Source organism: Burkholderia cepacia, from assembly GCF_029962485.1.
Lineage (GTDB): Bacteria > Pseudomonadota > Gammaproteobacteria > Burkholderiales > Burkholderiaceae > Burkholderia.
Map to the genome: position 1 here is coordinate 2,912,353 of NZ_CP073638.1, position 24,595 is coordinate 2,936,947.

General features: G+C 66.1%; 25 protein-coding genes. 12 read left to right on the forward strand and 13 right to left on the reverse strand.

Annotated elements, in window-relative coordinates; all coding sequences use genetic code 11:
- Positions 1–214: 214 nt before the first annotated feature.
- Positions 215–2,143, reverse strand: a complete 1,929-nt coding sequence (locus KEC55_RS29500; protein WP_282508606.1) for a S53 family peptidase — start codon at positions 2,141–2,143, stop codon at positions 215–217.
- A 1,048-nt stretch (positions 2,144–3,191) separates the two neighbouring features.
- Entirely contained in the window at positions 3,192–3,530 is a 339-nt protein-coding gene (locus KEC55_RS29505; protein WP_012339501.1) for a helix-turn-helix domain-containing protein, read from the reverse strand.
- A 78-nt stretch (positions 3,531–3,608) separates the two neighbouring features.
- Between KEC55_RS29505 and KEC55_RS29510 the strand changes: the two genes are divergently transcribed.
- Both KEC55_RS29510 and KEC55_RS29515 read left to right on the forward strand, forming a co-directional pair.
- Complete coding sequence (locus KEC55_RS29510; RefSeq protein WP_176048409.1) at positions 3,609–4,508, forward strand: hypothetical protein; 900 nt, start codon at positions 3,609–3,611, stop codon at positions 4,506–4,508.
- A 207-nt stretch (positions 4,509–4,715) separates the two neighbouring features.
- Positions 4,716–4,946, forward strand: coding sequence for a hypothetical protein (locus tag KEC55_RS29515; protein WP_282508607.1), 231 nt, complete (start codon positions 4,716–4,718; stop codon positions 4,944–4,946).
- Between the two features lie 101 nt (positions 4,947–5,047).
- Here the strand turns inward: KEC55_RS29515 and KEC55_RS29520 are convergent, their stop codons facing one another.
- The 7 genes from KEC55_RS29520 to KEC55_RS29550 form a co-directional block, all read right to left on the reverse strand.
- On the reverse strand, positions 5,048–6,055 hold the full coding sequence (locus tag KEC55_RS29520; protein WP_282508608.1) for an aldo/keto reductase: 1,008 nt from the start codon (positions 6,053–6,055) through the stop codon (positions 5,048–5,050).
- Between the two features lie 49 nt (positions 6,056–6,104).
- A complete protein-coding gene (locus KEC55_RS29525; RefSeq protein WP_059239151.1) occupies positions 6,105–6,431 on the reverse strand; it encodes a carboxymuconolactone decarboxylase family protein in 327 nt (108 codons plus the stop codon).
- A gap of 135 nt (positions 6,432–6,566) precedes the next feature.
- Positions 6,567–7,460: a LysR family transcriptional regulator gene (locus KEC55_RS29530; protein ID WP_282508609.1), complete on the reverse strand. Its 894-nt coding sequence runs from the start codon at positions 7,458–7,460 to the stop codon at positions 6,567–6,569.
- 76 nt (positions 7,461–7,536) lie between these two features.
- A complete protein-coding gene (locus KEC55_RS29535) occupies positions 7,537–8,415 on the reverse strand; it encodes an alpha/beta hydrolase (protein WP_282511460.1) in 879 nt (292 codons plus the stop codon).
- A gap of 110 nt (positions 8,416–8,525) precedes the next feature.
- On the reverse strand, positions 8,526–8,726 hold the full coding sequence (locus tag KEC55_RS29540; RefSeq protein WP_432626303.1) for a hypothetical protein: 201 nt from the start codon (positions 8,724–8,726) through the stop codon (positions 8,526–8,528).
- Positions 8,723–9,529, reverse strand: coding sequence for a DinB family protein (locus tag KEC55_RS29545; RefSeq protein WP_282508610.1), 807 nt, complete (start codon positions 9,527–9,529; stop codon positions 8,723–8,725). The genes KEC55_RS29540 and KEC55_RS29545 overlap by 4 nt, the downstream gene beginning before the upstream one ends.
- 105 nt (positions 9,530–9,634) lie before the next feature.
- Positions 9,635–10,066 carry a YciI family protein gene (locus KEC55_RS29550; RefSeq protein WP_282511462.1) on the reverse strand — a complete coding sequence of 144 codons (432 nt, stop codon included), beginning with the start codon at positions 10,064–10,066 and terminating at the stop codon, positions 9,635–9,637.
- Positions 10,067–10,272: 206 nt separating this feature from the next.
- Here KEC55_RS29550 and KEC55_RS29555 point away from each other — a divergent pair, with 206 nt between their 5' ends.
- Entirely contained in the window at positions 10,273–10,503 is a 231-nt protein-coding gene (locus KEC55_RS29555) for a hypothetical protein (protein WP_046549636.1), read from the forward strand.
- A gap of 46 nt (positions 10,504–10,549) precedes the next feature.
- Here the strand turns inward: KEC55_RS29555 and KEC55_RS29560 are convergent, their stop codons facing one another.
- The 4 genes from KEC55_RS29560 to KEC55_RS29575 all read right to left on the reverse strand — a co-directional run bounded on the left by KEC55_RS29560 (position 10,550) and on the right by KEC55_RS29575 (position 14,741).
- On the reverse strand, positions 10,550–11,251 hold the full coding sequence (locus KEC55_RS29560) for an MBL fold metallo-hydrolase (protein WP_282508611.1): 702 nt from the start codon (positions 11,249–11,251) through the stop codon (positions 10,550–10,552).
- Positions 11,252–11,455: 204 nt separating this feature from the next.
- Positions 11,456–12,880 carry an MFS transporter gene (locus KEC55_RS29565; RefSeq protein ID WP_282508612.1) on the reverse strand — a complete coding sequence of 475 codons (1,425 nt, stop codon included), beginning with the start codon at positions 12,878–12,880 and terminating at the stop codon, positions 11,456–11,458.
- A 151-nt stretch (positions 12,881–13,031) separates the two neighbouring features.
- On the reverse strand, positions 13,032–13,793 hold the full coding sequence (locus KEC55_RS29570) for an ABC transporter permease (protein ID WP_282508613.1): 762 nt from the start codon (positions 13,791–13,793) through the stop codon (positions 13,032–13,034).
- A 3-nt stretch (positions 13,794–13,796) separates the two neighbouring features.
- Complete coding sequence (locus tag KEC55_RS29575) at positions 13,797–14,741, reverse strand: ABC transporter ATP-binding protein (protein WP_282508614.1); 945 nt, start codon at positions 14,739–14,741, stop codon at positions 13,797–13,799.
- A gap of 423 nt (positions 14,742–15,164) precedes the next feature.
- On the opposite strand from KEC55_RS29575, the gene KEC55_RS29580 reads away from it, so the two are divergent.
- The 9 genes from KEC55_RS29580 (at position 15,165) to KEC55_RS29620 (ending at position 24,527) form a co-directional block, all read left to right on the forward strand.
- Positions 15,165–15,461: a cupin domain-containing protein gene (locus KEC55_RS29580; protein WP_282508615.1), complete on the forward strand. Its 297-nt coding sequence runs from the start codon at positions 15,165–15,167 to the stop codon at positions 15,459–15,461.
- Between the two features lie 617 nt (positions 15,462–16,078).
- Entirely contained in the window at positions 16,079–17,674 is a 1,596-nt protein-coding gene (locus tag KEC55_RS29585; RefSeq protein ID WP_282508616.1) for a DUF2957 domain-containing protein, read from the forward strand.
- A gap of 71 nt (positions 17,675–17,745) precedes the next feature.
- Complete coding sequence (locus KEC55_RS29590; RefSeq protein WP_282508617.1) at positions 17,746–18,999, forward strand: DUF2957 domain-containing protein; 1,254 nt, start codon at positions 17,746–17,748, stop codon at positions 18,997–18,999.
- Between the two features lie 74 nt (positions 19,000–19,073).
- Entirely contained in the window at positions 19,074–19,898 is an 825-nt protein-coding gene (locus KEC55_RS29595) for an OmpW/AlkL family protein (RefSeq protein ID WP_282508618.1), read from the forward strand.
- 121 nt (positions 19,899–20,019) lie between these two features.
- Positions 20,020–20,523 (forward strand): activator protein, encoded by a 504-nt coding sequence (locus KEC55_RS29600; protein ID WP_282508619.1) that lies wholly within the window; start codon positions 20,020–20,022, stop codon positions 20,521–20,523.
- 285 nt (positions 20,524–20,808) lie between these two features.
- On the forward strand, positions 20,809–21,930 hold the full coding sequence (locus KEC55_RS29605) for a hypothetical protein (protein ID WP_282508620.1): 1,122 nt from the start codon (positions 20,809–20,811) through the stop codon (positions 21,928–21,930).
- 360 nt (positions 21,931–22,290) lie between these two features.
- Positions 22,291–23,433 carry an MGDG synthase family glycosyltransferase gene (locus tag KEC55_RS29610; RefSeq protein WP_282508621.1) on the forward strand — a complete coding sequence of 381 codons (1,143 nt, stop codon included), beginning with the start codon at positions 22,291–22,293 and terminating at the stop codon, positions 23,431–23,433.
- Positions 23,430–23,924, forward strand: a complete 495-nt coding sequence (locus KEC55_RS29615) for a hypothetical protein (protein WP_282508622.1) — start codon at positions 23,430–23,432, stop codon at positions 23,922–23,924. Before KEC55_RS29610 ends, KEC55_RS29615 begins: the two co-directional genes overlap by 4 nt.
- A gap of 6 nt (positions 23,925–23,930) precedes the next feature.
- Complete coding sequence (locus KEC55_RS29620) at positions 23,931–24,527, forward strand: dual specificity protein phosphatase family protein (protein ID WP_282508623.1); 597 nt, start codon at positions 23,931–23,933, stop codon at positions 24,525–24,527.
- The last annotated feature ends 68 nt before the right edge of the window (positions 24,528–24,595 follow it).

Here is a 24,595-nt window from a genome sequence, read left to right on the forward strand (position 1 = left end):
CCGACTTGAGGTCGGGTAAACGTCTAGATCGGCACGGCGCGTTGTCCGTTTTTGCGCGGCCGTCTTCCGACGGCCGGGGGCCGGACGAGCGGGTACCGGTCATCCGGCCGGATGCGCGCGTCGGAACAGGTGATGGATGCCGGCGCTGTGGCCGACCGTCGTGCCGGGCGCGACACGACGCGGCAGCGCCGCCGCGCCGTATCGCGCCGGGGTGTTACTTCGCGGAACTCGCGCTGACCTTCGCGAAGTCCAGGCTGCCGAAGCCCGTATCGTCGTCCCAGCCGGCCTTCGCGGTATAGCCGTGGCTGCTATAACCGTTGTTGCCCGAGGTCACGTCGTGGAGCAGCGACGTATTGGTCGGGAGGTTCTGGTAGAACGCCGACGTCGGCAGGCCGAGGCTGTTGTTGTTCGCCGATTCGACCCGCGCCCAGCCGCCGACGAAGATCGGCGATGCGAGGCTCGTGCCGCCGACGAGCTGGTTGGTCTGCCCGTTGATGACGATGTACGCGCCCGTCGATTGCGCGGCGTCGAACGCCACGTCGGGCACCACGCGCTTCGTCACCGTGCTGCCGAGCGCGGCCGTCTGCCAGCTCGGCGCGGTTTCGAACGCGCTCACGCCGCCGCCCGTCGCCCAGATCCGCACCGCGTTGTCGACCGGGTTGCCGTTGCTGTCGAGATCCGCGTACGCGACGCCTTCGTTCCACACGGTTTCGCCGGCCCACGTCGTGGTGCCGGTGGTCGAGAGCGTCGTGCCGCCGACCGCGACGACATACGGCGAACTCGCGGGCGACGACACGCTGTACTTCGACAGGTTGATCGTCGTCCTGACCGACGTGCCGTTGTACGTGCCGATGTAGCCGGGCGCGCCTTGCGGCGACGTCGACCATTGATAGACGCCCGCGTCGCCGGCCGAGACCGAGAAGACCTGGCCCTGCGCGACGGCCTGCTTGAATACGGCGTCGTCGGCGGCGAGCGAGCCGTCGGAGTTCGCGGCGGTTTCGTCGAGGCCGAGCGACACGTTGATGACGGTCGCCTTGTTGTCGGTCACGGCCTTGTTGTACGCCGCGGTCAGCGTCGCGTCGGTGAGGCCGCTGTCGCTGCTGTCGCCGTTCACCGCCGAGTAGAAGATCAGCTGCTTGACGCCGCCGGACGTGCCGATGATGTCCTGGCTGTCGAGATCCCATTCGCCCGGATCGCCGTCGTCGGCCAGCGTGCCCGACCCGCCCGCGACCACCGCCGTGTTGACGGTCGCCAGGCCGGCATTCTGCGTGAAGGTGTTCAGGTCGGCGATGGTCTGGGTCATGTCGCCCCAGGTGATGATGCCCACCGTGGTGTTGGTCGCGGCAGGCAGGCCGCTCGCGTCGTAGATCTTCGCGAAATCGGTCGGCTGGTGGCCGACTTGCTGCGACGCGGCAGTCGCATTCTTCGCGATCTTGTTCGGTTCGATGACGGCGGCCGGCGCGAAGCGGTGGAGCAGGCGGTGCGGCACGGCGGCGTTCTGCAGGCCGAGCACCGCATCGACGACCGGGCCGAGCGACGCCGGGATCAGTGCGGCCGAATCGTTCGCGAAGACGGGCTTGCCGCGATAGTTGAAGCGCTTGATGCTCGCGTGGAAGCCGTTTTGCGCGTTGCTCGCGTTGCCGTCGGCGGAGACCAGCGTGTTGTTCTCCGACACCGTGACGTTGCTGAAGCCGTTCGCCTTCAGGTGGGCCACGACGGCCGCGACCTGGTCGTCGGTCGGCGCGAAGCGCGCCTTGAACTGGGCGGGCGTCAGGTACTTGCGGTAGTTCGCGCTGCCCGGCTGGTTGACGTCGCGCAGGAACGCGTCGAGCTGGTCGGTGTTGCGGTTCTTCAGCACCACGGTGACATGCAGCGGCTGGCTCAGTTCGAGCGGCGTCACGTGCGTGTCGGTGAGCGCGGGCGTGCCGACGCTGTTGAGCGAGTACGCAGGCTGGGCCTGCGACGCGGCCGAAGCAGCCGCGGCGGGCGCGTTCGACAACAGGAAAGCGGTGGTGCGGGTCGGCACCCAGCTGGTTGTGGCCTGGGCGGGCAGCGGTGCCAGCGTGGCGGCTACCGCGAGGGGCAGTGCGGCGAGGGCAAAGCGTTGCGAGAGTGTGCGATTGACGTGCTGAGTTCTCTGCATTGTGAGCTCCGAGATTTCGACGAAGAACCGGCGCAGCGCGCGACCCGGATCGCGGGTAGCGGCAGGGCGGCGCATGCAACCTGACGCAAGACCGGACCGACCGGCGTGATTCAAGGCGACATAAGTTTTCCTCCCCCTCCCACCATCAAGATTGGATGGCCGGTCCAGGTATCGGATTCACTCATCGCGAACGTCGATCCCGCGCACGGCCCTCTATCGTGCCGGCCCGCGTCGCCGCAACGGTGCGCGTGCCGACCTTCTCGTTCCCTGCAATCTGCTGCGAATGCGCTTCAACGCGTTATCACGTAATTAGGAATCCAATGTATCTAATCCGTATAAGCGGGCGATACATTGTCGGGCGACGACGGGGTACGCGTGTTTCGTGTGAGGTGCTGCGGGCGAGATCGAATGTCCCGGTCATCCGGGTGAGATGTCGATATCGTCCTCGTCCGCCTGAAGCGGAGCGGGATGACCGGTGAAGCGGGAGCTTTGCGTCGCGAGCAGATATCGCGACTTACGAATTGGCTACCGTCCTTGCAAGACGTAATAAAAACGGAAGTTAATTGTCGGGTCGTTGATTTCCCGATGTGAATTCGATTTCGCGGCGGTATTTCTTGCGGGGAAAGATAGCAAGAAAGAAAACGACGCGTCAAACTTTTTTTGATTGTATTTAAAAAGTTTAGATAATCGCTTCAAAGCGTGTTTTTTATAAACGGGAAGCGATTATGTAAGTCATTCGTCATCCTTGACGAGTGAGGCTTGACGCAGTCCGGACGAAGCTCGGGCGTTGCGAACAGACGCTGCTGCCGCTGCAATTTCGCGGTGACGTTTGAAACCGGTTCTCGAGGTTTGCTTGATGGCGTGAGCGGGGAAGCGCGCGTCCGGCGCAGCGCCCGATTTTCCTTGATTCAAACAGGGCATATCGCCCGTATTTGCGTGGAACACGCATCGTGTTGCGCGGCATCTTCTTGTCCTTCTCGCCGGCTTTCGCGATTCCGGCAGCGGCGCGCCGATCGCGCGCCATGTGCCATGCGTCACTGGCCGGCGATCACCCGTCATCCGCCTTCGCCTGCAGATCCTTCAGCCCCTGGATCACGACCAGCAGCGCGCGCCCGTGCTCGTCCGACCCGTCCCACGCGTCGACGATCGCGTCGCGCAGCAGGTCGTTGTAACGACGGCGCGACGGCTCCGTATCGACTCCATAGAAACTGCATAGCTTGTTGAATGGCGCGCTGCGGCGCAGCCGCCGTCCATTCGATAGCCGCAGGCGCGATACGGTCGGTTGGCTGACCCCGGAAAGTCGCGCAATTTCGCTTGACGAGCGTGTATCTGCCATCAGGCGGCGCAACAGGTCTTGAACGGGAAAATCTTGGTCCGGGGCTTCCATGCGATGCATTATACCTATACAGTTACGGCTGTTGAATGGGCTTGCTGTCACCAGCGAGGCTGTATCCCGAGAAAGTTGATGACACTGAAACACCTCCCACCCACGTTCTGCTGGACCAAGATCGGTACCGAGTCCGGCGAGGAACTGCCGACCGTCGTGCTCCGCAAGGAATGGGAGCGCCGGCTCGGGGGCGGGCGTTTTCTGTGGGGCATCAACCAGCCGCTCGGCAGCAGCGCGCAAGTCGCCGCGCATCGCACGGGCTCGCTGCTCGCGCTGTTTTCGCCGGTCGCCTCGCGCCCGCGCGCGGGCGAGCGCAAGGACGCGCTGTTGTGGAATGCCTGGGTCGACGCGAGCGGGCAAGTGCGGCCGTTGCCGCCGCATACGTTCATCGCCAGCCGCTCGACGTTGCCGTCGGGCCGGCGTCGCGAACAGCACTACGCACTCGTGTGTGCGTCATCCACCGCGCTGACGGTCGGCACGCAGTTGCGCGTGTTTCCCGACCATCTGCGCAGCGTGAGCACCGGCAAGCCGCTCGGTGCCGCACAGGGTGCGGCCGTGGTCGATTGTGTCGGGCGTGCGAAGGAGCAGACGGGCAAGAGCTATCCGCTCGCGCTGTCGGTCGAGCTCGAGGCACCGTATTTCGTGCGGCTCGCGCAGCCGTGCGTACTGAAGGCGCGCGATCTCGCGGAAGTGAACAAGGCCACGCGCGCAGGCGATTTCGATCGCTTCGTCGAACTCGTCGCGCGCCTGCGCGGCCGTTCGCCGACGGACGCCGTGCGCGGCGTCACGCGCGATCTGTTCGACGTGCCGCCGATCGAAACGGCGGCCGCGTATGTTGCGCCCACGCATGGGGCGCGCTTGCGCAACCGTCCGGCGGCCGAGCATCCGCGCGATCTCACCGGCGACCTGTTCGACCTGTCGCCGGGAGAAGTGGCTGCGTTTGCAGGGCTTGCCCATCCGCGCATCGGGCGCGCGTGACGAACAGCGAGAAGCCGGTCGCGCAAGACTTTGTTGCAATCTCGCCGTAGCGGATCGGCGGGCGCAGAGGGACAATCGGCACGGAGCGCGCTGCGCGGCGGCCGATGCGCCGACGCGCGATGGGTCGCGGGTCACGCCGCCGACATGCGCACCACGCACACTGAGCGTCGGCGTGCTTCACACTGCAATCCTGAGGGAGGAGTGTCGATGTCGACCCACATCTGTTCGCGGGAAGCGCAGGCTGCGCAGCGCTTCGTCGAAGCCACGCGCAACGTCGACCAGGCGTTTCGCGCGGTGCGTGGCGAAAGCGATGACGAAGCTTCGTCGGCCGAATACGCACGCGCGATGTCGCGCCTCGATCGCGCACTCGACGAGCTGGCGCGTGCCGAGGAATTTTTCGATCGCATCGTTGGCGCGGACGCCGCGCACGGCAACTGACCGATTCGTCGCTGCCGTTTTCTTCGCGCGTCGGGCGACGCGCGAGCCACCTCATGCCGGGCGTCTTGCCCGGCATGTCAGTCCATCATCCCGCTCCGACTTCAGACCTTGCGGCCTTCGACCGGATAGCCGGGATCGGTGTAGCCGTGCGTCGATACGTGCCCGGGCGGCACGAGTGCATCGACGAATCGTTCGTCGTCGGGGCCGAGTTCGAGCGTCAGCGCATCGATGTAGCTGTCCCAGTGCGCTTCGGTGCGCGGCCCCGCGATCGTGGAGCTGACGATGCGGTTCTTCATGACCCATGCCAGCGCAAACGCGACCGACGTCGTGCCGCGTGAAGCCGCGTGCGCGGCCACCTTCTGCGCGATATGCAACGATTCGGGCCGCCATTCCGTCTGCTGGATGCGCCGGTCGCCGCGCCCGGCGCGTGAATCGGCGGGCGGCTGCGCATCCACCGCGTACTTGCCGGTCAGCACGCCGCGCGCGAGCGGGCTGTACGGCACGACGCCGATCCCGTAATGCGCGGCGGCCGGAAGCTGTTCGACCTCGGCCGAGCGATCGACGAGGTTGTACAGCGGTTCGCTCGCGACCGGACGATCGATGCCGAGCTGATCGGCGAGCCGCACGATCTCGGCGATGCGCCAGCCCTTGAAGTTCGACAGCCCGAAGTAGCGCACCTTGCCTTGCCGGATCAGGTCGGCGATCGCGCGCATGCCTTCGTCGAGCGGGGCGTCGGTCAGCGCGCGATGGAAATAGAGGATGTCGATGTAATCGGTGCCGAGCCGCTTCAGGCTCGCATCGACCGATTCGAAGATCCATTTGCGCGACTGGCCCTGCCGGTTCGGCCCGGCGTCCGGCCCGGCCGGATAGCCGAATTTCGTCGCGACGATCCAGCTGTCGCGACGCGGCGCGATCGCGCGGCCGACGACCTGTTCCGAGCGGCCGGCGTGATAGACGTCGGCCGTGTCGATGAAATTGACGCCCTGGTCGAATGCCTTGTCGATGATGCGCGCCGATGTCGCTTCGTCGGTCTCGCCGCCGAACATCATTGCGCCGAGACACAGCGGCGACACCTTGAGCGCGCTGCGCCCGAGATAGCGGTAATCCATGTGAGGCTCCATGCAGGCGTGCGCCTGCCGGTTGAATGAAGGGCCGTGCTTAAACGCCGGCTTCGTCGAACACGCGCTGCGCGATCGGCAGCGCCGAGCTTGCGGTCGGCCAGCCGGAGTAGAACGCGAGGTGCGTGATCGCCTCGATCAGCTCGTCGCGCGTGAGGCCGTTGTCGAGCGCTTTCTTCAGGTGGAACGGCAGTTCGTTGACACGATACAGCGACACGAGGCTCGCGACCGTGACAAGGCTGCGATCGCGCGGCGACAGGCCGGCACGCTGCCAGACGTCGCCGAACAGCACGTTGTCGGTGTAGTCGGCGAGGGCGGGCGCGATGGCGCCGAATGCCTTGTGCGCGGGAGAGGTCGGTTCGGACATCGAGGGCTCCGGGGGACATGGGGAACACCGACGATGGTAGTCACCGGCACGCCTATCGATAATCCCCAATAATTCGCATGCACTTATCGACCGGATTCATGAATCGCGGCGGGTCGCCGCCGCCTGCGGCCCGGCTCATGCGCGATAGCGCAGCGCATCGACGATCACCGCGAGTGCGCGCGAGGACTGCCGCCGACTCGCGTAATACAGGTGATGGCCGGGGAACGTCGGGCACCAGTCGTCGAGCACGCTGTCGAGGCGGCCGGCGGCAACATGCGGCGCCGCGAGTTCGGCGGGCACATAAGCGAGCCCGTAGCCCGCGAGTGCCGCGTCGAGCATTTCGTACGTGCCGTTGAACGTGACCTGCCCGTCGACGCGCACCTGCAGCGACTCGTCGCCACGCGCGAGTTCCCATGCGTACAGCGCGCCGTGCGTCGGCAGGCGCAGGTTGATGCCGTCGTGCGTGACGAGATCCTGCGGCGTTTCGGGCCGGGCACGTTCCGCGAAATAAGCGGGCGCGCCGACGATCGCCATCTTCAGGTCGGGCGAGATGCGCACGGCGATCATGTCCTTCGCGACCTGGTCGCCGAGCCGTACGCCGATGTCGAAGCGTTCGGCGACGATGTCGGACAGCCCGTAGTCGGTCACGAACTCGACCTTCAGTTCGTGATAGTCGCGCAGCATCGGCGCGAGCTTCGGCCACAGCAGCGTGCGGATCACATAGTCGGTCGCGTTGATGCGCACGGTGCCGGCCGGCTTGTCGCGCAGTTCCGCGAGCGCCGACAGCTCGGCCTCGATTTCGTCGAAGCGCGGCGCGAGGTTGCGCAGCAGTCGCTCGCCGGCTTCGGTCGGCGCGACGCTGCGCGTCGTGCGCGTGAGCAACCGTACGCCGAGGCGCGTTTCGAGTGACCGGATGGTGTGACTGAGTGCCGATTGCGACACGCCGAGCTGGGCGGCCGCACGCGTGAAGCTGCGCTCGCGCGCGACGGCGATGAAGGCGAGCAGGTCCGCAAAGTTGTCGCGCGGCATGGAAGGTGTCGGATGGTCGATGCCCGCGCATCGTACCACCGCGTGCACCGGGCCGCGCGGCGGCGCGGCGTACGCGTCAGCCCGCGCGTGTCATGCCCGGCGCGGCAGGTGCGGGACGGTACGCGTAGCCGCGATGCTGGAACGAGGTCGCGAAGAACCGCATCTGGTAGCGGATCGCATTCGCCCAGTAATCCCACGTATGACCGCCGGGCCGCTCCGTGTAGTCGTGCGGCACGCCGAGCGCGAGCAGTCGTTCGTGCAGCGTGCGGTTCGAGCCGACGAATGAATCGTCGCGGCCGCAATCGATCGTCAGGTCGAGATGGGCACGCACGAACGCGCGCGCGCTTTCGACGATGACGTTGCGGTTCCAGAATGACGGATGGCGTCCGGGATCGCCGAACACGTGATCGATGCCCGGCTCGTCCGCGCAGCAGCGCGGATCGACCGCGCCGCTGATGCTGCCGGCCGCGCCGAACGTGTCGGGCCGGTCGAGTGCGATGCGCAGTGCGCCGAAGCCGCCCATGCTGAGCCCGGTGATCGCGCGCGCGTGCTGCGCCGCGATCGTGCGGAAATGCAGATCGACGTAGGACACGACTTCATCGCCGATGAAGGTTTCGTAGCGGCTGCCCGAATCGAACGGGCTGTCGATGTACCAGCTTTCGTGCCCGCCGTCAGGCATCACGAGGATCACGTGATAGCGGTCGGCGAGCGCGGCGATGTGCGTGTTCGACGTCCAGTCGGTATGGTCGCCGCCCGAGCCGTGCAGCAGATAGACGACCGGATAGCGTTCGTCGCCGCGGTTGCCGCGCGCGTAATCGTCGGGCAGCACGACCGTCGCCTTCAGCGTCTCGCTCATCGCGGCGCTCGGGATCGCGACGACCCGCGCATGAAACGCGAAGGCAGGGCTCGTGACGGCCAGCAGCAGAAGCAGCCAGAAGGTACGCGCCAGGTTCATCGATCCTTGCATGTGTCGACCCAGTCCGGCGCCGTGCGCCGGGGAAACCCTGTTTCGGCGACTCTAGCAACCGTGCCTTTCAACCATATTTCGGTGAATCCTACGAGTTGTCAGGCGGGCGGCGCGCAGACGATGCGCCCGATTGCATCGCGAAACGCATCAGGCCGCTCGGCCGGGATCAAGTGCCCGCAGCCCGCGATCGTATCGAAGCCGGCGCAGCGTGCGAGCGCCCAGTCGGGCGCGTGCCATCCACGCACGTCGAACGTGCCGATGAAACCGTGAATGAATACGACGGGCGTGGGCTCGGTCATTCCGCGGATACGGAGGGAAGGGGTGGCAAGTCGAGTTCGGCCAGCAGTTCGTCGAGTTCGAGCACGTGCGTGCGGTCGTGGTCGAGCAGTTCGCGCACGAGTTCGTCGAGCGACATGCGGCGGATGCCGTCGCGCAGCCCGCAGCGCGCGAGCTGCGACGGTTCCAGCGCGGCGGCGGTCGCGCATAGCGCGGCGCGGCGCGTGCGGAATGCGTCGACGGCGGGGTTGAGCGGCTGCGCGAGGTAGTCACGCTGCGCGGCGAGCACGGTGCCGTCGACCGACTCGATCACGGGCAGCTCGGCCGTGCGCACGACGTCGATGCGTTCGGCAAACACGGCGTCGAGGTCGCGCAGGTGGCATGCATGCTCGACGAGCGAAAAGCCGGTGCCGGCCGGGCGGCGCGTGGCCAGTGCGACCGGCACGTGCGCGGCAAAGGCGGCGAGCCGGTCGGGCATGCGGGCCAGCGTGGCGACGACGTCGGCGAACGGCAGCCGGTGCGGAAATGCGCTGAATACCGCGCCATAGCTGAACAGCGTACCGCCGAGCCGCCCGCGCGCCTGCACGACCTCGTGGCTGTGGCGGCGCATGACTTCCGCGACCATCGCGCCGCAGAACTGGCGGGCCGTCGTATCGGTTTCGATTTCGGGGAATTTGCCGACGATCTCGTCCTGGATCGCGCCGATCGCGGCGACGCCCACACGCGACAGCGCCGCGAACTCGAGATAGCGCTCGGGTTGTTCGATCAGCGCTTCGAGCTGGGCGCCGAGCGCGGTTGTGCGGAAACGGTCGAAACGGGAATGCATGACGAATGGCGCCCTCTGAGTAACGTATCAAAACGATACGTTACTCAGAGGGCGCTCGTCAACCGGCTCGTCGGGGCGGGCGCGTGGGTTGCGCCCGCCTGCCGCTCAGGATTTCTGCCGTGCGTCGAGTTCCGCACTCAGCCGCGCTTTCTGCGCCTGCAGTTCGGCGATGAATGCCGGGCTGAAATCCTCGGCCTCGAGCAGCGGGCGGATCTCGATGTCGGAGTCGCCCGGCATCGGGTTCGGGCAGCGCTTCACCCATTCGACGGCTTCTTCCATCGATTTCACCTGCCACAGCCAGTAGCCGGCGATGAGTTCCTTCGTTTCGGCGAACGGGCCGTCGACGACGGAGCGGTCCTTGCCGGAAAAATGCACGCGCTTGCCGCGCATGCTTGCGTGCAAACCGTCCGCGGCGAGCAGGATGCCGGCTTTCGCCAGCGCTTCATTGAAGCGGCCCATTTCGGCCATGCATTCGGTGTCGGGCATCCGGCCGGATTCGGAATCGGCGGTGGCTTTGACGATGACCATGACGCGCATTGTCTTATCTCCTGAATAATGAATCGGGGGACCGCCAGCGAATCGACGGCAAAACGATCGGTTACGACAGCACGACGCGCGGGAATCACGCGAATCGACATCGCGCACGAAGAATTTTTGACGGCGGGCGAACCGGCGGGCGCCGCCGCGGAGCGTGCTGCCAAAACTGGTATGCTGATCCTCACCACGTTGACGCGGAGGATGCCATGGCTGCTAAAGAAGTCTCGAAGAAGAAATACCTGAAGATCCTGAACAAACGCCTGCGTGCGGAACCGGCCGCGCCGGCCGGCGCGTCGTTTGTGTTTTTCCCGCTGGGCGCGAAGGCGAAGAACGCGACGGGTGTCGTGTCCGGCGACACGCGCAGCAAGCGCGAACTGGCCGTGATGGCCGCGGTCCAGCGCAAGGCGGCCGAAGAGTTCGTCGTCGCCGGCGCCTGACCGGCACCGGCTGCACGCACCAACGTTGAATGGCCGCCGCCGCGGCTTACGCGGCGGCGGCTTCGCAGTGCGCGATCGCACCGGCGAGCACGCGCGGGATGTCGTGCGTGATCGCCGGGCCGTGCATCGGCAGGATGATGTCGAGATCGAGCGCCTGGATGCGGCGCAGCGCGCTCGCCATGTGCGCGAGCGACGGCAGGTAGTCCGAGCGCCGGATCGAGTCGAGGATGACCGGCAACGGGTCGTCCGTTTCCTCGTCGCCGAAGCGCATCAGGATGTCCGACGACAGCAGCGCCCTGTACGCCGGCAGGTACACGACCAGCGCATCCCATTGGTGCACATGCTTCGTAAAGACCGGCACGACGTCGACGCCTGAAATCATCGTCGGTTCGCCGTCCTTCAGCGGCTTCACACGCACCCCGAAGATATCGGCCAGCCCGTGCGTGCACATCGGATGGCCGTACGCGACGAGCGCCGGATTGGCCGCGAGAAAGTCGGGCAGCGCGCCCATCTCGTCGACCTCGAAATGCGGAACGATCACGCTGCTCACCATCGACGGCATGATGCCGACGGTCGCGAGGCTCGCGCTCAGTTGCGGAAAATTGGCGCGCGTACCCGTTTCGATGCAGACGACGTCGCCGTCCTGCGCGCGGACGAAGAACTGGCTGAAACCGAGCTTCAGCTTGTCGATGTAGGTCGTCGCGCGAAACAGGCCGCTGCGGATTTCTTCGATACGGGCGTGGTCCATCGATGCAATCCTCACGCGGGGAGTGGGGCGGGACGGCACCGTCGCGCGATCGTCGCGACCTGTCGGGCAAGGGCCGTGCGTGAACCGGTACGTCGATGCAGTCTAGCAGCGTCGCACCGGATGCGGAGCCCGTCAGTTTGCGCAGCGGCCAGCGGCCGGGAACGGCGCTGAACGCGTTCCCTGCCCGAAAGCGAACCCCGTCGGTCAGGACAGCTTGTCCGCTGCCGTCGCCGGATACCGCCCGTCGCCACCCGTCCCGTCGCCGGCCGCGAGTTGCTCCAGCGCGAGCCCCTTCGTCTCGATTCCGAGCGTCCACACGGCGATTGCCGCCGCGATGAACGACAGCGCACCGAGCGTGAACACACCACCCTGGCCGAACACCGGCAGCACGACGCCGACCACGTAAGGCCCGATCAGCGAACCGACGCGCCCGATCGCCGATGCGAAGCCCGACCCCGTCGCGCGCGCACCGGTGCCGTACAGCTCGGGCGTGTACGTGTACAGCGCGGCCCACATCCCGAACAGGAAGAACTGCATCGCGAGGCCCGTGACGATCAGCAGCGTCGTGCTGCCGCCGTACAGCGCGCTCTGGCCATACGCATACGCCATCGCGCCGCCGCCGATCAGCGACGCGATACAGGTCGGCTTGCGCCCCCAGCGTTCGACGAGCCATGCGGCGCACAGGAAGCCCGGCACGCCGCCGAGCGAGATCAGCACCGTGTAGAACACCGATTTCGTGACTTCGAAGCCGGCTTGCTGCAGCAGCGCACCGAGCCACGAGGTGAGGCCGTAGAAGCCGAGCAGCGCGAAGAACCACAGCAGCCACACCATCACCGTGCGGCGACGGTACACGCCGCTCCAGATCTCGCGCAGCGCGCCGTGGCCGCGTGCGACAACCGGTTCCGCGAGCCGCGATGGCGGCGGCAGCGTCGTGACGCCGGCCGAGCGCATCACCTTCGCCTCGATCGTGTGCATCACCGTGTCGGCTTCCGTGTGCCGGCCCGCGTGCTCGAGCCAGCGCGGCGATTCCGGCACGATGCGGCGCACGACGAGCACGAACACCGCGGGAATCGCGAGCAGGGCGAACACGGTGCGCCAGCCGAACTGCGGCAGCACGAAGTACGCGACGATGCCGGCCGTGATGAAGCCGAGCGGCCAGAAGCCGTCCATCAGCGCGATCAGGCGGCCGCGCTTCTCGGTCGGCACGAACTCGGACAGCAAAGTTTGCGCGACCGGGAATTCCATCCCCATCCCGATGCCGAGCAGCACGCGGTAGACGATCAGCGCGTCGACGCTCTGCGCGGTCGAACACAGGTACGACGCGGCGCCCCACAGCACCATGCTCCACTGGAACACGGGCCGGCGGCCGAAGCGGTCGGCGAGCAGGCCGGCGACGGCCGCGCCGATCACCATCCCGAAGAAGCTCGCGCTCGCGACGAGGCCGGCGGCCGCGGTCGACAGCCCGAACTCCTTGCGGATCGAGCCGAGCACGAACGTCATCGTGCCGAGGTCGACCGAGTCGAAGAAGAACGCGATCGCGATGATGAAGAAGATCCGCTTGTGATAGCCGGAGAACGGCAGGCGTTCGAGCCGGGCGGCGGCGGAGGCGGGAGCGGTGGCGGCGGGCATGGCGTCCTCTGAAATGAAAATGGGGCCGCGCAGCGCATGCTCCAGGGCCCCGATGCTTCATGTTCAGTAGACGCGACCACAAACTGCCGCATCAGAGGAAAAACGCCGCCTGCTTGCCCAAATGCGTCATCGGCGGGCGGCGCGTGCCACGTCAGTTCTTCAGCTTGTAGCCGGTGCGGAACATCCACGCGACGATCGCGAGCAGGATCGCGAGGAACAGCCCGGTCGCGCCGAGGCTGATCCACACGTGCACGTCGGCGAGCCCGTAGAACGACCAGCGGAAGCCGCTGACCAGGTAGACGATCGGGTTGAACAGCGTGATGACGCGCCACGCGGGCGGCAGCATGTCGACCGAGTAGAAGCTGCCGCCGAGGAACGTGAGCGGCGTGATGATGAGGAGCGGCACGAGCTGCAGCTTCTCGAAGCTGTCGGCCCAGATGCCGATCACGAAACCGAACAGGCTGAACGTGACCGCCGTCAGCACGAGGAACAGCACCATCCAGAACGGATGCAGGATGTGCAGCGGCACGAACAGGCCGGCCGTGGCGAGGATGATCACGCCGAGCAGCATCGACTTCGACGCGGCCGCGCCGACGTACGCGATCACGATCTCCCAGTACGACACGGGCGCGGAGAGTATCTCGTAGATCGTGCCCGTGAAGCGCGGGAAGTAGATGCCGAACGATGCGTTCGAGATGCTCTGCGACAGCAGCGACAGCATCACGAGGCCCGGCACGATGAACGACCCGTAGCCGATCCCGTTCACGTCGCTGATGCGCGAGCCGATCGCGGAGCCGAACACGACGAAATACAGCGACGTCGAGATCACCGGCGCGATGATGCTCTGCATCAGCGTGCGGCGCGTGCGGGCCATTTCTGCGCGGTAGATCGCGCGGATTCCATGCCAGTTCATGCGTCAGGCTCCTTGCACGCCGTTGCGGCGGTTGTCGATCAGGCTGACGAAAATGTCCTCGAGCGAGCTCTGCGTCGTGTGCAGGTCGCGGAAGCCGATGCCGGCCGAGCCGAGCGCGTTGATCAGCTTCGCGATGCTCGCATCGTCGCGATGCGAGTCGTACGTGTAGACGAGTGCGGCGCCGTCGTCCGCGCGTTCGAGCCCGAACGGCACGAGCGCGGGCGGCACGTCCGCGAGCGGGTGCTCGAGCTGCACGGTCAGCTGCTTCTTGCCGAGCTTGCGCATCAGCTCGCGCTTTTCCTCGACGAGCACGAGCTCGCCGCCGAGGATGATGCCGATCCGGTCGGCCATCTCCTCGGCTTCCTCGATGTAGTGCGTGGTCAGCAGGATCGTCACGCCGCTTTCGCGCAGCGAATCGACGAGCTTCCACATGTCGCGGCGCAGCTCGACGTCGACGCCGGCCGTCGGTTCGTCGAGGAACAGGATGCGCGGCTCGTGCGACAGCGCCTTCGCGATCATCACGCGGCGCTTCATGCCGCCCGACAGCGTCATCAGCTTGTTGTCGCGCTTGTCCCACAGCGACAGCGCCTTCAGCGTCTTCTCGATGTACGCGGGATCGGGCGCCTTGCCGAACAGCCCGCGGCTGAACGACACGGTCGCCCAGACGGTTTCGAACGCGTCGGTGGTCAGCTCCTGCGGCACGAGGCCGATCATTTCGCGGGCCGCGCGGTATTGATCGCGGATGTCGTGGCCGCCGACCGTCACGCGGCCTTCGGTCGGCGTGACGATGCCGCAGATCGAGCCGATCAGCGTGGTCTTGCCGGCGCCGTTCGGCCCGAGCAGCGCGAAGATCTCGCCGGGGCGGATGTCGAGGGTCACGTGCTTCAGCGCCTGGAAGCCGGACGCGTAAGTCTTGGAGAGGTCGGAGACGGAAAGGATCGGTTGCATGCTCACGGATGGCACGGCCGGCCGGCGCGACGCAGTGCGCTGTGCGTGCCCGGTGTCGCCGCCGCTGCGAAGCGGCCGGGACCGGGGACGGCATGGCGAACGGGCGTCATGTCGAACGGCGTTGTGGTGCGGGATCGCGGGACCGCCATATTAGCAATCGGTAGATCGAAATGCATTCTGATGGAAAAGCCGGGCATTGCCAGTGCCGGATTTGCGTGAATCAAGCGTGCAACGATCAACAAAGGCGAGTTTTATTTGAACTGAACGAACAATTCGGCGCAATTTTGCCGAATCGGGCCGTGGCCGCGTTGCCGCGCGCGCGGCGCGCCGACTGTGCTGCCCGAAGGCCCTTGCGCCGTACCGGGACGGCACGCATCGCGCTCGCGATAATGCGTTCCTTTCATCGTTCTCGGAGCGGGGCGCATGTCTTTGATCGATTTCAAATCCGTGGCGGACGCCCAGGCCGCCGCATGGAAGTCCACGATCGTCGGCGAGGTCGGGCCGGCCCGGATCAAGGTGCTGCGCATGGATGCGCAGCCGTACGAAGCGGAAGTGCACGACTACAACGAGGGGCTGCTGGTGCTCGACGGCACGCTGATGCTCGAAGTCGAAGCGGAAACGGTCGTGGTCGGGGCCGGGCAGATGTATCTCGCGCATGCCGGCACCCGCCACGCAGTGCTGCCCGGCAGCCACGGCACGCTCGCGATCATCGACGTGTAAGGTTGCGCTGCAACATGCGTGCGGGACGCCGAAGGCCGGCTGGCTTGGCTCGGCGCGGATTGGTGGTGGCTGTTCAAACGCGTGTTCCACGGCTCCGGTATTTGTCTGAGCAAATAAAATGAAGGCTGTTTGAAAATCTGTCAAATACCGTGTAAACGCTAGGATCGCGCGGTTTCATTCGTTTGGAACTCTGCATCCATTTACTTGTTTGAATGGTCCGATCATAGTCTCGACAAACGACGCATCACGATAACGAATCAAGCGTACGTATGGAGACCACACCATGAGACGCCTATCCGCGGGGCCAGCCGGACTGCCGTTTCCCGATTTTTCGCTGAATGCAGGCGCGACTCAGGTCGCGTGCCTGCGTCGTCACCTCGCCGTGTAGCGGCGAACCACTTTCCGTTTCGATCGTTCCGACGGCGCCGTGCCGCATGACGGCGCCGCGGGAGCGCGCTTGTCTGCCGCCGCGGCCCGTGCCGCATTTGCCTGACCGGCATCGCGGCGGTCTTGCGCGCACCGTCATGCGCCGCGCGTTCGTGCGGCGGCGCGATACCAACCGGCGGGCCATGCAGCCCGGCCGGACGAGACTTGTCGTACCTGAAAAGGAGGGGTTGATGATTTGCATTCCTGAATGGCGGAAGGCGATTCTGTCGTGCGCGGTGCTGGCGCTGCCGTTCGTCGCCGGTTGCGGCGGCGGCGACGATCCGGGGCCGATCAACGTGCCGCAGTGCTCGGGCAGCGCGTGCGGGCCGAGCGGCGCGGAAACGACGCCGCCGGTCGTGACGAAGCTGTGTCCGGACGCGCTCGACTACACGACGACCTACACGGGCGGCGCCGGCAGCGGCGAATACGTGAAGGTGAAGTTCGACACGACGAAGCTCACCTATCAGATGCAGTTCATCGAATCGTCGGTGCCGACATCGGCCGGGCAAGTCAACAACACGCGTGCGGGCCTGACGATCAGCGGCGCATTCCATCATCCGACCAATCTCCCGACGGCCGAGCAGAATCGCTGCGCGTTCGTGCTCGACAGCGGCGCGACGAGCGACGGCGCGTACTCGGTGACGATCAAGCGCACGGACCCGCCGATGCTGTTCGTCGGCAATGGCGTGGTGGGCGGCGGGATTCCAGGGGCGACGATCGCGTTCGCGGGTATCCCGCTGCTCCCGGGCATCACGCTCGGCGTCGTACCATCGCGCACCTTCGATTTCTATCCGTTCATCGGCTTCACCGACACCGAAACCGACTTCACGAAAGTGGCGGGCAACTACAACGAGGTCGGCATCCATCTGTCGCCGATCGGCGGTGATGGTCAGAGCCCGACCGGGCCAGTCGGCTGGGAGTCTGACGTTGTCAACTGGAACCAGACATTCAATGCGGACGGTTCGTGCACGATCACGCAGGGCAGCGACTACTCGTGTCAGACGACCGGGACGCCGTGGACTCAGCGCAAGAACGCGGACGGATCGGCAGACAATGTATTCGTGAGCAATCCGGTATCGCAGGGGTATCCGATTGCGGGGCAGAGTTCGACGCTGATCATTGCACCGAGCCAGGCAAAAGGCATCATGATCGTCGGCAATCTGAACGGAATACTGGTGCCGGTAGTGATTCGTGTCGGCTACACGCACGTCGATACGGTCAATCTGCTCGCATCGGTCGCCGATGCCGAAGTCGGCATCTCGATGCTGTCGTCGACAAAAGCAGTTGCCGCGAATTCCCTGAAGGGCGGTTATATCGGCGCGACCAGCGCATCCGCATGCGGCATCGTGACATCCAGTGGCCAGGGGAACAAGGTGGCGACGGGAGGGCCGAGCTTCAACGTAAACGTGCCGCACCCTGACCTGCCCGGGATCTTCGCCAATAACGCATTCTATTCGGAAGCAGGCAGTTGCAACGATGGCACTGCCGTGTCGACGATGGCCGCGAACTATACGTCCACGCTGTTCCAGGGCAATACCGCTGCGTTCATCGATCCGCAGACGTCGTCGGTGAGCTCACAGTTCGCGCTGGACTATACGCAGGCCACGCCCGGCAAGATCAAGGTGACTGCCACGCAGGACTTCAACGCGAAGGGTGCGAACGGCAACGTGGCGATCTTCAGCAAGGGCGACACGGGCTGGCTCGTGACGGCTGGAAACGTCTACGCGATGGTCGTCAACAACAACAAGGTCAACCCGTTCTTCACGGTCGGCGCGTTCGTCCAGTAACCCTGCATTGAACACGTAACACCGGCGGCGCATGCGTCGCCGCCGGCGAATCGAATTTCAAGAGGATTCCTATGAATTTGAAACATTGGATGGCCGCGGCGTCGCTCGCGCCCGTGCTGGCGGCATGCGGCGGAGACGGCGACCCGCCTCCCGCGCCGGTGGTCCGGCTGTGCCCGCAGACGATCGACTACAACACGGTGTTCATCGGCGGTTCGGGATCGGGCGAGCTCGTGAAAGTGCAGCTCGACACGACGAAGATGACGTACCGGATGACCTACCTCGCGTCGCCGGTGCCGACCACCACGGGCACCGTGCAGCCGACGCGCGACATGGCGCCCGCCAATGTGGTCGACGGCACGCTGGCCGACGAAACGGGGCTGCCGACGGTGAAGCTGAACCAGTGCACGTTCCGGATGCAGAACGCGAGCCTCGATCCGACCCGGCCCGCGCGGCTGTTCCTCGGCGAAGGCGTGCTGGGCGGCGCGATCCCCGGTGCGACGATCCAGTTCGACGGCGTGATCGGCGTCGGCAAGATCCCGAAGACGACATTCCCGTACTACCCGTTCATCAGCTTCTCGTCGCTGGAAACCGACCTGACGAAGATCGCCGGTACGTACAACCAGCTCGGCTATCACCAGGTGCCGTCGCAGAACTTCCAGCCGGTGGCGCTCGACCAGAAGGTGACGATCAACGCGGACGGCAGCTATACGGAAACCGACAACTTCGGCAAGAAAAATGGCGGGCAGCCGCTCGCCTCGAGCGCGACCGTGAACCAGCCGTTCACGCTGCGCCCGGATGCACCGGCGTTCCAGTCGCTCAACTACCAGCCGCAGATTCCGCCGACGCTCGCCGCGCTCGATCCGGCGAAAGCCGGCAAGGGGATCCTGATCGTCGGCAAGCTGCGCAACCAGCTCGTGCCGATCTTCATCCGCACCGGCGCCGCGAATGCGGACCTCACGCAGGGCCCGCCGAGCGCGGACGACGAATCGGGCATCTCGTTCCTGGGCCCGCAGACGCCGATCGCGCAGGGCTCGCAGGACGGCGAGTACACGGGCGTCGACAGTGCGTTCAACTACCGTGCGACCGCGCTCATCGGCGCACAAGCCACGCTGCTCGATCCGTTCAACGCGTCGCAGGCCGCGCTCACGCGCGCGCTGAATCTCGACTACACGCAGAAGGTGCCGGGCGTCGTGACGACCGTGCATGCGGACGCGGCGTCGGGGCCGGCGACCGGCAAGTTCGTGTTCACCGGCGGCGTGTTCGGGTTCCTCGACATGGCCGATACGAGCAACCCGTACTTCACGGTCGGCGCGTTCGTGCAGTAACGCACGCCTGGATGGAGACACGGCGGCGCCGCGCGAAGGTGCGCGGCGCCCGGACAGAATGAGAAGGAGACTTCATGAAGAAGCTGATTGTCGCGGGTGTCGTCGCAGGCGTATCGACGCTCGCATCGGCCCAGCAGGCGGGCGACAACGTCGCGACGCTGGGCTGGCTGCACATCATGCCGCAGGATTCGACCAACGGGCTCACGACGAATCTCGCCAGCATGCCGATCAACGGGCCGCTGCGCCTGCCCGGGTCGTTCACGTCACCGGGCACGAGCCTGACCGTCAATAACGCCGATACGGTCGGCCTCACGCTCACGCACTTCTTCACCGACCACATCGCGGTGACGTCGGTGCTTGGTGTGCCGCCCGAGTTCACGCTGACCGGGCACGGCACGATCAAACCGCCCGGCCCGGCCGGTGCGCTCGGCAGCGTCAACATGGATGATCCGGCGAACCAGCCGGCCGTAAAGAACGCACGGCAGTGGAGCCCCACGATCATCCTGCAGTACTACTTCAACTCGTCGACGGCACGGTTCCGGCCGTTCGTCGGGATCGGCGTGGCCTACAGCTGGTTCAGCAACATCGAATTGAACGGCAACTTCGCGAGAGACATCAACCAGAACCTCGGCAGCGTGCTCGCGGCCGGCGCCGGCAAGCCGGGGCCGACTTCGGTCGAGGGCAAGGCGTCGTCGTCGTTCACGCCGGTCTACAACGTCGGCGCGAGCTATGCGATCGACAAGCACTGGGGGCTGACGGCGACGCTGACCTACATGCCGCTGAAGACCTACTCGTCGCTGGTGATCAAGGCGGCCGACGGGTCGACGCTCGCGACCACGCGCACGCGGCTGAAGGCCGATCCGCTGATCACGTTCGTCGGGATTTCCTACAAGTTCTGAGCCGACCGGCGCGCATGACGCGTGCCGGCGGCTTCCTGCGACCGGCTGGCCGGATCGTTCCGGCCGGGCGGTCGCGTTCCTGGCGGCGTGCCGCCATTTGTGAAGAGAGGGGGCAGTTCAAATGAGCATTCGCAAAATCGTATCGCTTGTTGCTGCAGTGGCTTTCACCGCGGTCTCGGCCGCGCCTGCTTTCGCCGTCACCGTCTCGCGTGCCGACGGCCAGCCGATGAATCCGAACGGCGAGCCGTTCTCGGCGACGGGGCTCACGAATCTCAGCAAGGGATCGATCAGTGCAGGCTGTAGCGCGACCTTCAACGGCACGATCACGTCGACCGGCATCGTCAACATCACGTCGACGACGTTCACGGGCGGCGCGACCTGTTCGCTGATCAGCGGCAGCGCAAGCAGTACGTCGCCGTGGACGGGCCAGGCCGACAGCACGACGCAGTTGTCGATCAACAACGTGAAGGTGAACGTCACCTTGCTCGGCACCTGTGGGCCGAGCAAGGTCGTGACGGCGTGGACCGATGCGAACTCGTCGCTGACGTTCGACAAGTCCGCCCTGACGCCGGATTGCACGGTGAGCGGCACGGTCCTGACGTCGCCGAAGTTCCACGTGCAGTAAGCGTCGCGGATCGAAGCGAGTGCCCGCTGCGCGCGAGGGCCGTGCGGGTTGCGCGGCGGGTTTCCGCGGCTTTGATGGGTTCGTGCCGTCGCATGTATCGGCGCGGCGGGTGGACGCATTCGCCGGAGCGGTCGTGTTTTTCGTTGAAGGCCGCCATATATCAAGATGGCCGCACGTGTCGCGACCCGATGCGTGTGGTCTCGCAGTAGCGGTGCGACTTACCTCGTCGTCCGATTCGGTTGAAACAACACAATTCCAATTGGCCAGAACTATCCCGGAAGACCCATGCTTACCGATCCAGCAAAGTATGGCGAGGCCCGCGGTGCGACGCCTGACCGGCTGCGCACGGCTGCGTGGCTGCGGTACCTGATCGACCATCTCGACACGACTGCTTGCGCGGCGCCGGCGGGCGACGCCGGCGACACGACCGTCGTCGCGTCGCACGCGATACGCATGCGGGCAGGTGCCGACCTGTCTCACGAAGCTGCTGCGATCCTTCACCGGCTCGTCCCGTGGATCGCAACGGACGGCGGCGGTTGCGCATGCGACCCGGCCGATCCGCTCGGGGCGTGCTCGCATGTCCCTTCCGCGCAGCAACTCGCCGAAGCCGAACGCAGCTGCCCCGGCTCGCGCGCCGTATTCGACACCGCGCACGGCGTGATCGATGCGTGTGCATTCGACGATCCCGACGTCGGCTGGGCCGCACTCGAACGGATTGCCGGCGGTATCGAATACAGCGGCGAAGACGTTGGCGGACGCATCGCCCACGAACAAGACAGACACGGCGAGACGCCGCCTGCGAAGAACCTGAGAGAACGACTGAGCGCTATCGCGGCAACGAGCACGGACGCGGCGACCGGCCCCGGTACCGTCATCGACGCGATCGTGCTGCGCATAGGCGGCCCGCGCGGCGACGCGGCGCGCATCGACGAGATGGCTGCGCTCGCGATGTTCTCGGCCGAGCTTGCCGCCGGGAATGGCGTGTCGATTGCCGCGTACGGCGGTCGGCATAACCTCGTTGCCCGGGCGATCCGCGCGCATCGTGCCGATCTTGCCTCCGCGGACGGGCTGCTCGCGGCACTTTCCGTGTGCCGGCTCGACCGACTTGTCGGCGCGGGCAGCTTCTGGGCCCACTACCTGCTGGCAGGCATCGTGATCGCGGCACCGGACGCTGTGCGCGAAATCGGCCACCGTTTCCACGGCGACACATGGCAAACGTGGCTGGATCACGTACTCGCGTGGCCGGCGGTCAGCCGCTTCGGGGCGAAGGAGGATGCCGCGTTCGAGCGCCTGCGCGACGCGATGAGCCTGACGTCGCGCTGGAACCCGATTGTCCGCGGGAAGCGGATGCGGACGCGGGCCGTCGCGATCTCCCGGTTCGGCGAAGGCGAGGGCAAGGCCGGCTGACGCAAAGCCTTTGCCGAAACGAGACGACAGGAATCACCCCGCGCGAGCGCCACGCTCGTGTAGAAGAAATACCGAACCCCGTTCGCACGCGCGAGCGGGGCGTCACACCGTCGGCGTCCATGCGCGATCGCACACCACCCCCACCTGGTTGCCCGCGTGCCACCGCCCGTTCCGAACCCCGTCGACCGGACGCAGTATGATTCCGCAGACGATGCGGGCGATCGACCGGGCCGAGCCGGCCGCCTGCCCGCACCGCTGAAGATCCGCCAGGCTTGTTGAAAGCCGGATGCAAGACGCCGCCGCGCCAGCGCGCCGTGGCCGACCCGCATCCGGGCCACCATCATCGAAACGGTCAGTCAGATGTCAAAGCAAAACAAGAAAATCCTGCTCTTGAGCGTCAGCGCCGGCGCCGGGCATACGCGTGCGGCCGAAGCGATTCGCGCATTCGCCGACCACCATCCGGCCGGCATCGAAGCCACCCACCTGGACGTGATGGATTTCGTGTCCACCGGCTTTCGCAAGCTGTACACCGATCTCTACATCAAGCTCGTCAGCAGCCAGCCGGCGCTGTGGGGCTACCTGTACCAGAAGACCGACGAGGCCGATCCGGCCGCCGCGTCGCAGAAGATCCGGCGCGCGATCGAGCGGCTCAACTGCCGCCAGCTGCTCGCGGAGATCGAGCGGCAGCGCCCGGACGCGATCATCTGCACACATTTCCTGCCGGCCGAGCTGCTGTCGCGCGAGATTCGCAAGGCGCGCATCGATACGCCAGTGTGGGTGCAGGTCACCGATTTCGACCTGCACAGCATGTGGGTCGTGCCGCACATGCGCGGCTACTTCGCGGCCAACGACGAGATTGCGTGGCGCATGCACGCACGCGGCATGGCGCCGGAAACGGTGCACGTCAGCGGCATCCCGATCATGCCGGCGTTCGGCCAGCCGCTCGATCGCGCGGCTTGCGCGGCCGAGTTCGGCCTCGATCCCGCGCGCCGGACGTTCCTGATGATGTCCGGCGGCGCCGGCCTCGGCGGGCTCGACGTGCTGGCCGCGCGGTTGCTCGAGATGGACGCCGATTTCCAGCTGATCGCGCTGGCCGGCAAGAACCAGGCGATGCTCGCGTCGCTGCAGGCACTCGCCGCGCGGCATTCGGGGCGGCTCTTTCCGCAGGGCTTCACGCAGCAGGTCGAACGCCTGATGGCGTGCGCCGATCTCGTGATCACGAAGCCGGGCGGCCTGACGACGTCCGAATGCCTCGCGATGCAGTTGCCGATGATCGTCAATTCGCCTATCCCGGGCCAGGAAGAGCGCAACGCGGATTTCCTGCTCGAACAGGGCGTCGCGCTGAAGGCCATCGACGACGACGCGCTCGTCTACCGGATCCGCGCGCTGCTGCAGGCACCGGAGCGCCTGGCTGACATGCGCCGCCGTCTCGCGCCGCTCGGGCGGCCGCTGGCCGGCCGTTTCGTGCTCGACCGCGTGCTGGGCCTGGAGCCTGCCGCATGAGCGTTGCGCGTTTCGTCCCGACGCGCCATACGCTGTTCGTCGTTGCCTGGGTCATGCTGCTCGCGTACTTCTTCGCGAACGTCGAGATCCAGATCGAGGGCAGCGCGGGCTGGGCCGCGAACCTGCCGACCTGGCGCATCGAGCATCACTGGCTGCTCGACATCTTCTGGGGCGGGCGGCCGATGACCGGCTACCACGCATGGGTGTTCCCGTTCGTCGCGCTGTTCTTCCACCTGCCGCCCATCTTCAACGCGCGGTGGTCGTGGCGCATCGAAGCGCGGATCGTTGCGTGCATCATGGTGTTCTGGCTGACCGAGGATTTCCTGTGGTTCGTGCTGAATCCGGCTTACGGCCTGGCCCGCTTCACTCCGGCCAACGTGCCGTGGCATATCCATTGGCTGGGCGTGGCGCCGACCGACTACTGGACCATGAGCGCGGCCGCGATCGTGCTGTTCGTCCTGTCCCGCGAGCGCAAGCACGCATTCTATTGAACCGACATGAAAATCGCCTTCATTGCCTCGCTCGCCGTCACGCTCGCCGTCACGCTCGCCGGGCTCGTGCAGCCGGCCCATGCGGACCCGGCCTCCGAAGTGCCGGCCCGGCCGATCAAGTGGGCGCAGAGCGTGGTCGATGCGCACGTGAACAACCTGCATCGCATCACGCCGACGCTGTACCGCAGCGCGCAGCTGTCGCGCGCGGACGTACCTGAGCTGCAGAAGCTCGGCATCCGCAAGGTCATCAGCTTCCGTTCGTTTCATGCGGACGACACGATTCTGGCCGGCACGCAGATCAAGATGCAGCGCATCCGGATCAACACCTGGGACATTCGCGACGAAGACATGGTCACCGCGCTGAAGGCGCTGCGAACGGCCGACCAGGACGGCCCGGTGCTGATCCATTGCCAGCACGGCGCCGATCGCACCGGTCTCGTCTCCGCGCTGTACCGGATGGTGTACCAGGGCTGGACGCGCGAGCAGGCGCTCGACGAGCTGCAGCACGGCGGCTACGGGTTCCATCCGATCTGGCAGAACATCACGAATTACCTGAAGCACGTGGATGTCGAGCGGTTGCGGCAGGAAGTGAACAGCGGCTGACGGATCAATGCAAAACGCCGCCGACCATCGCGGTCGGCGGCGTTTCGTCAGGACGCCATCGCAGTTCG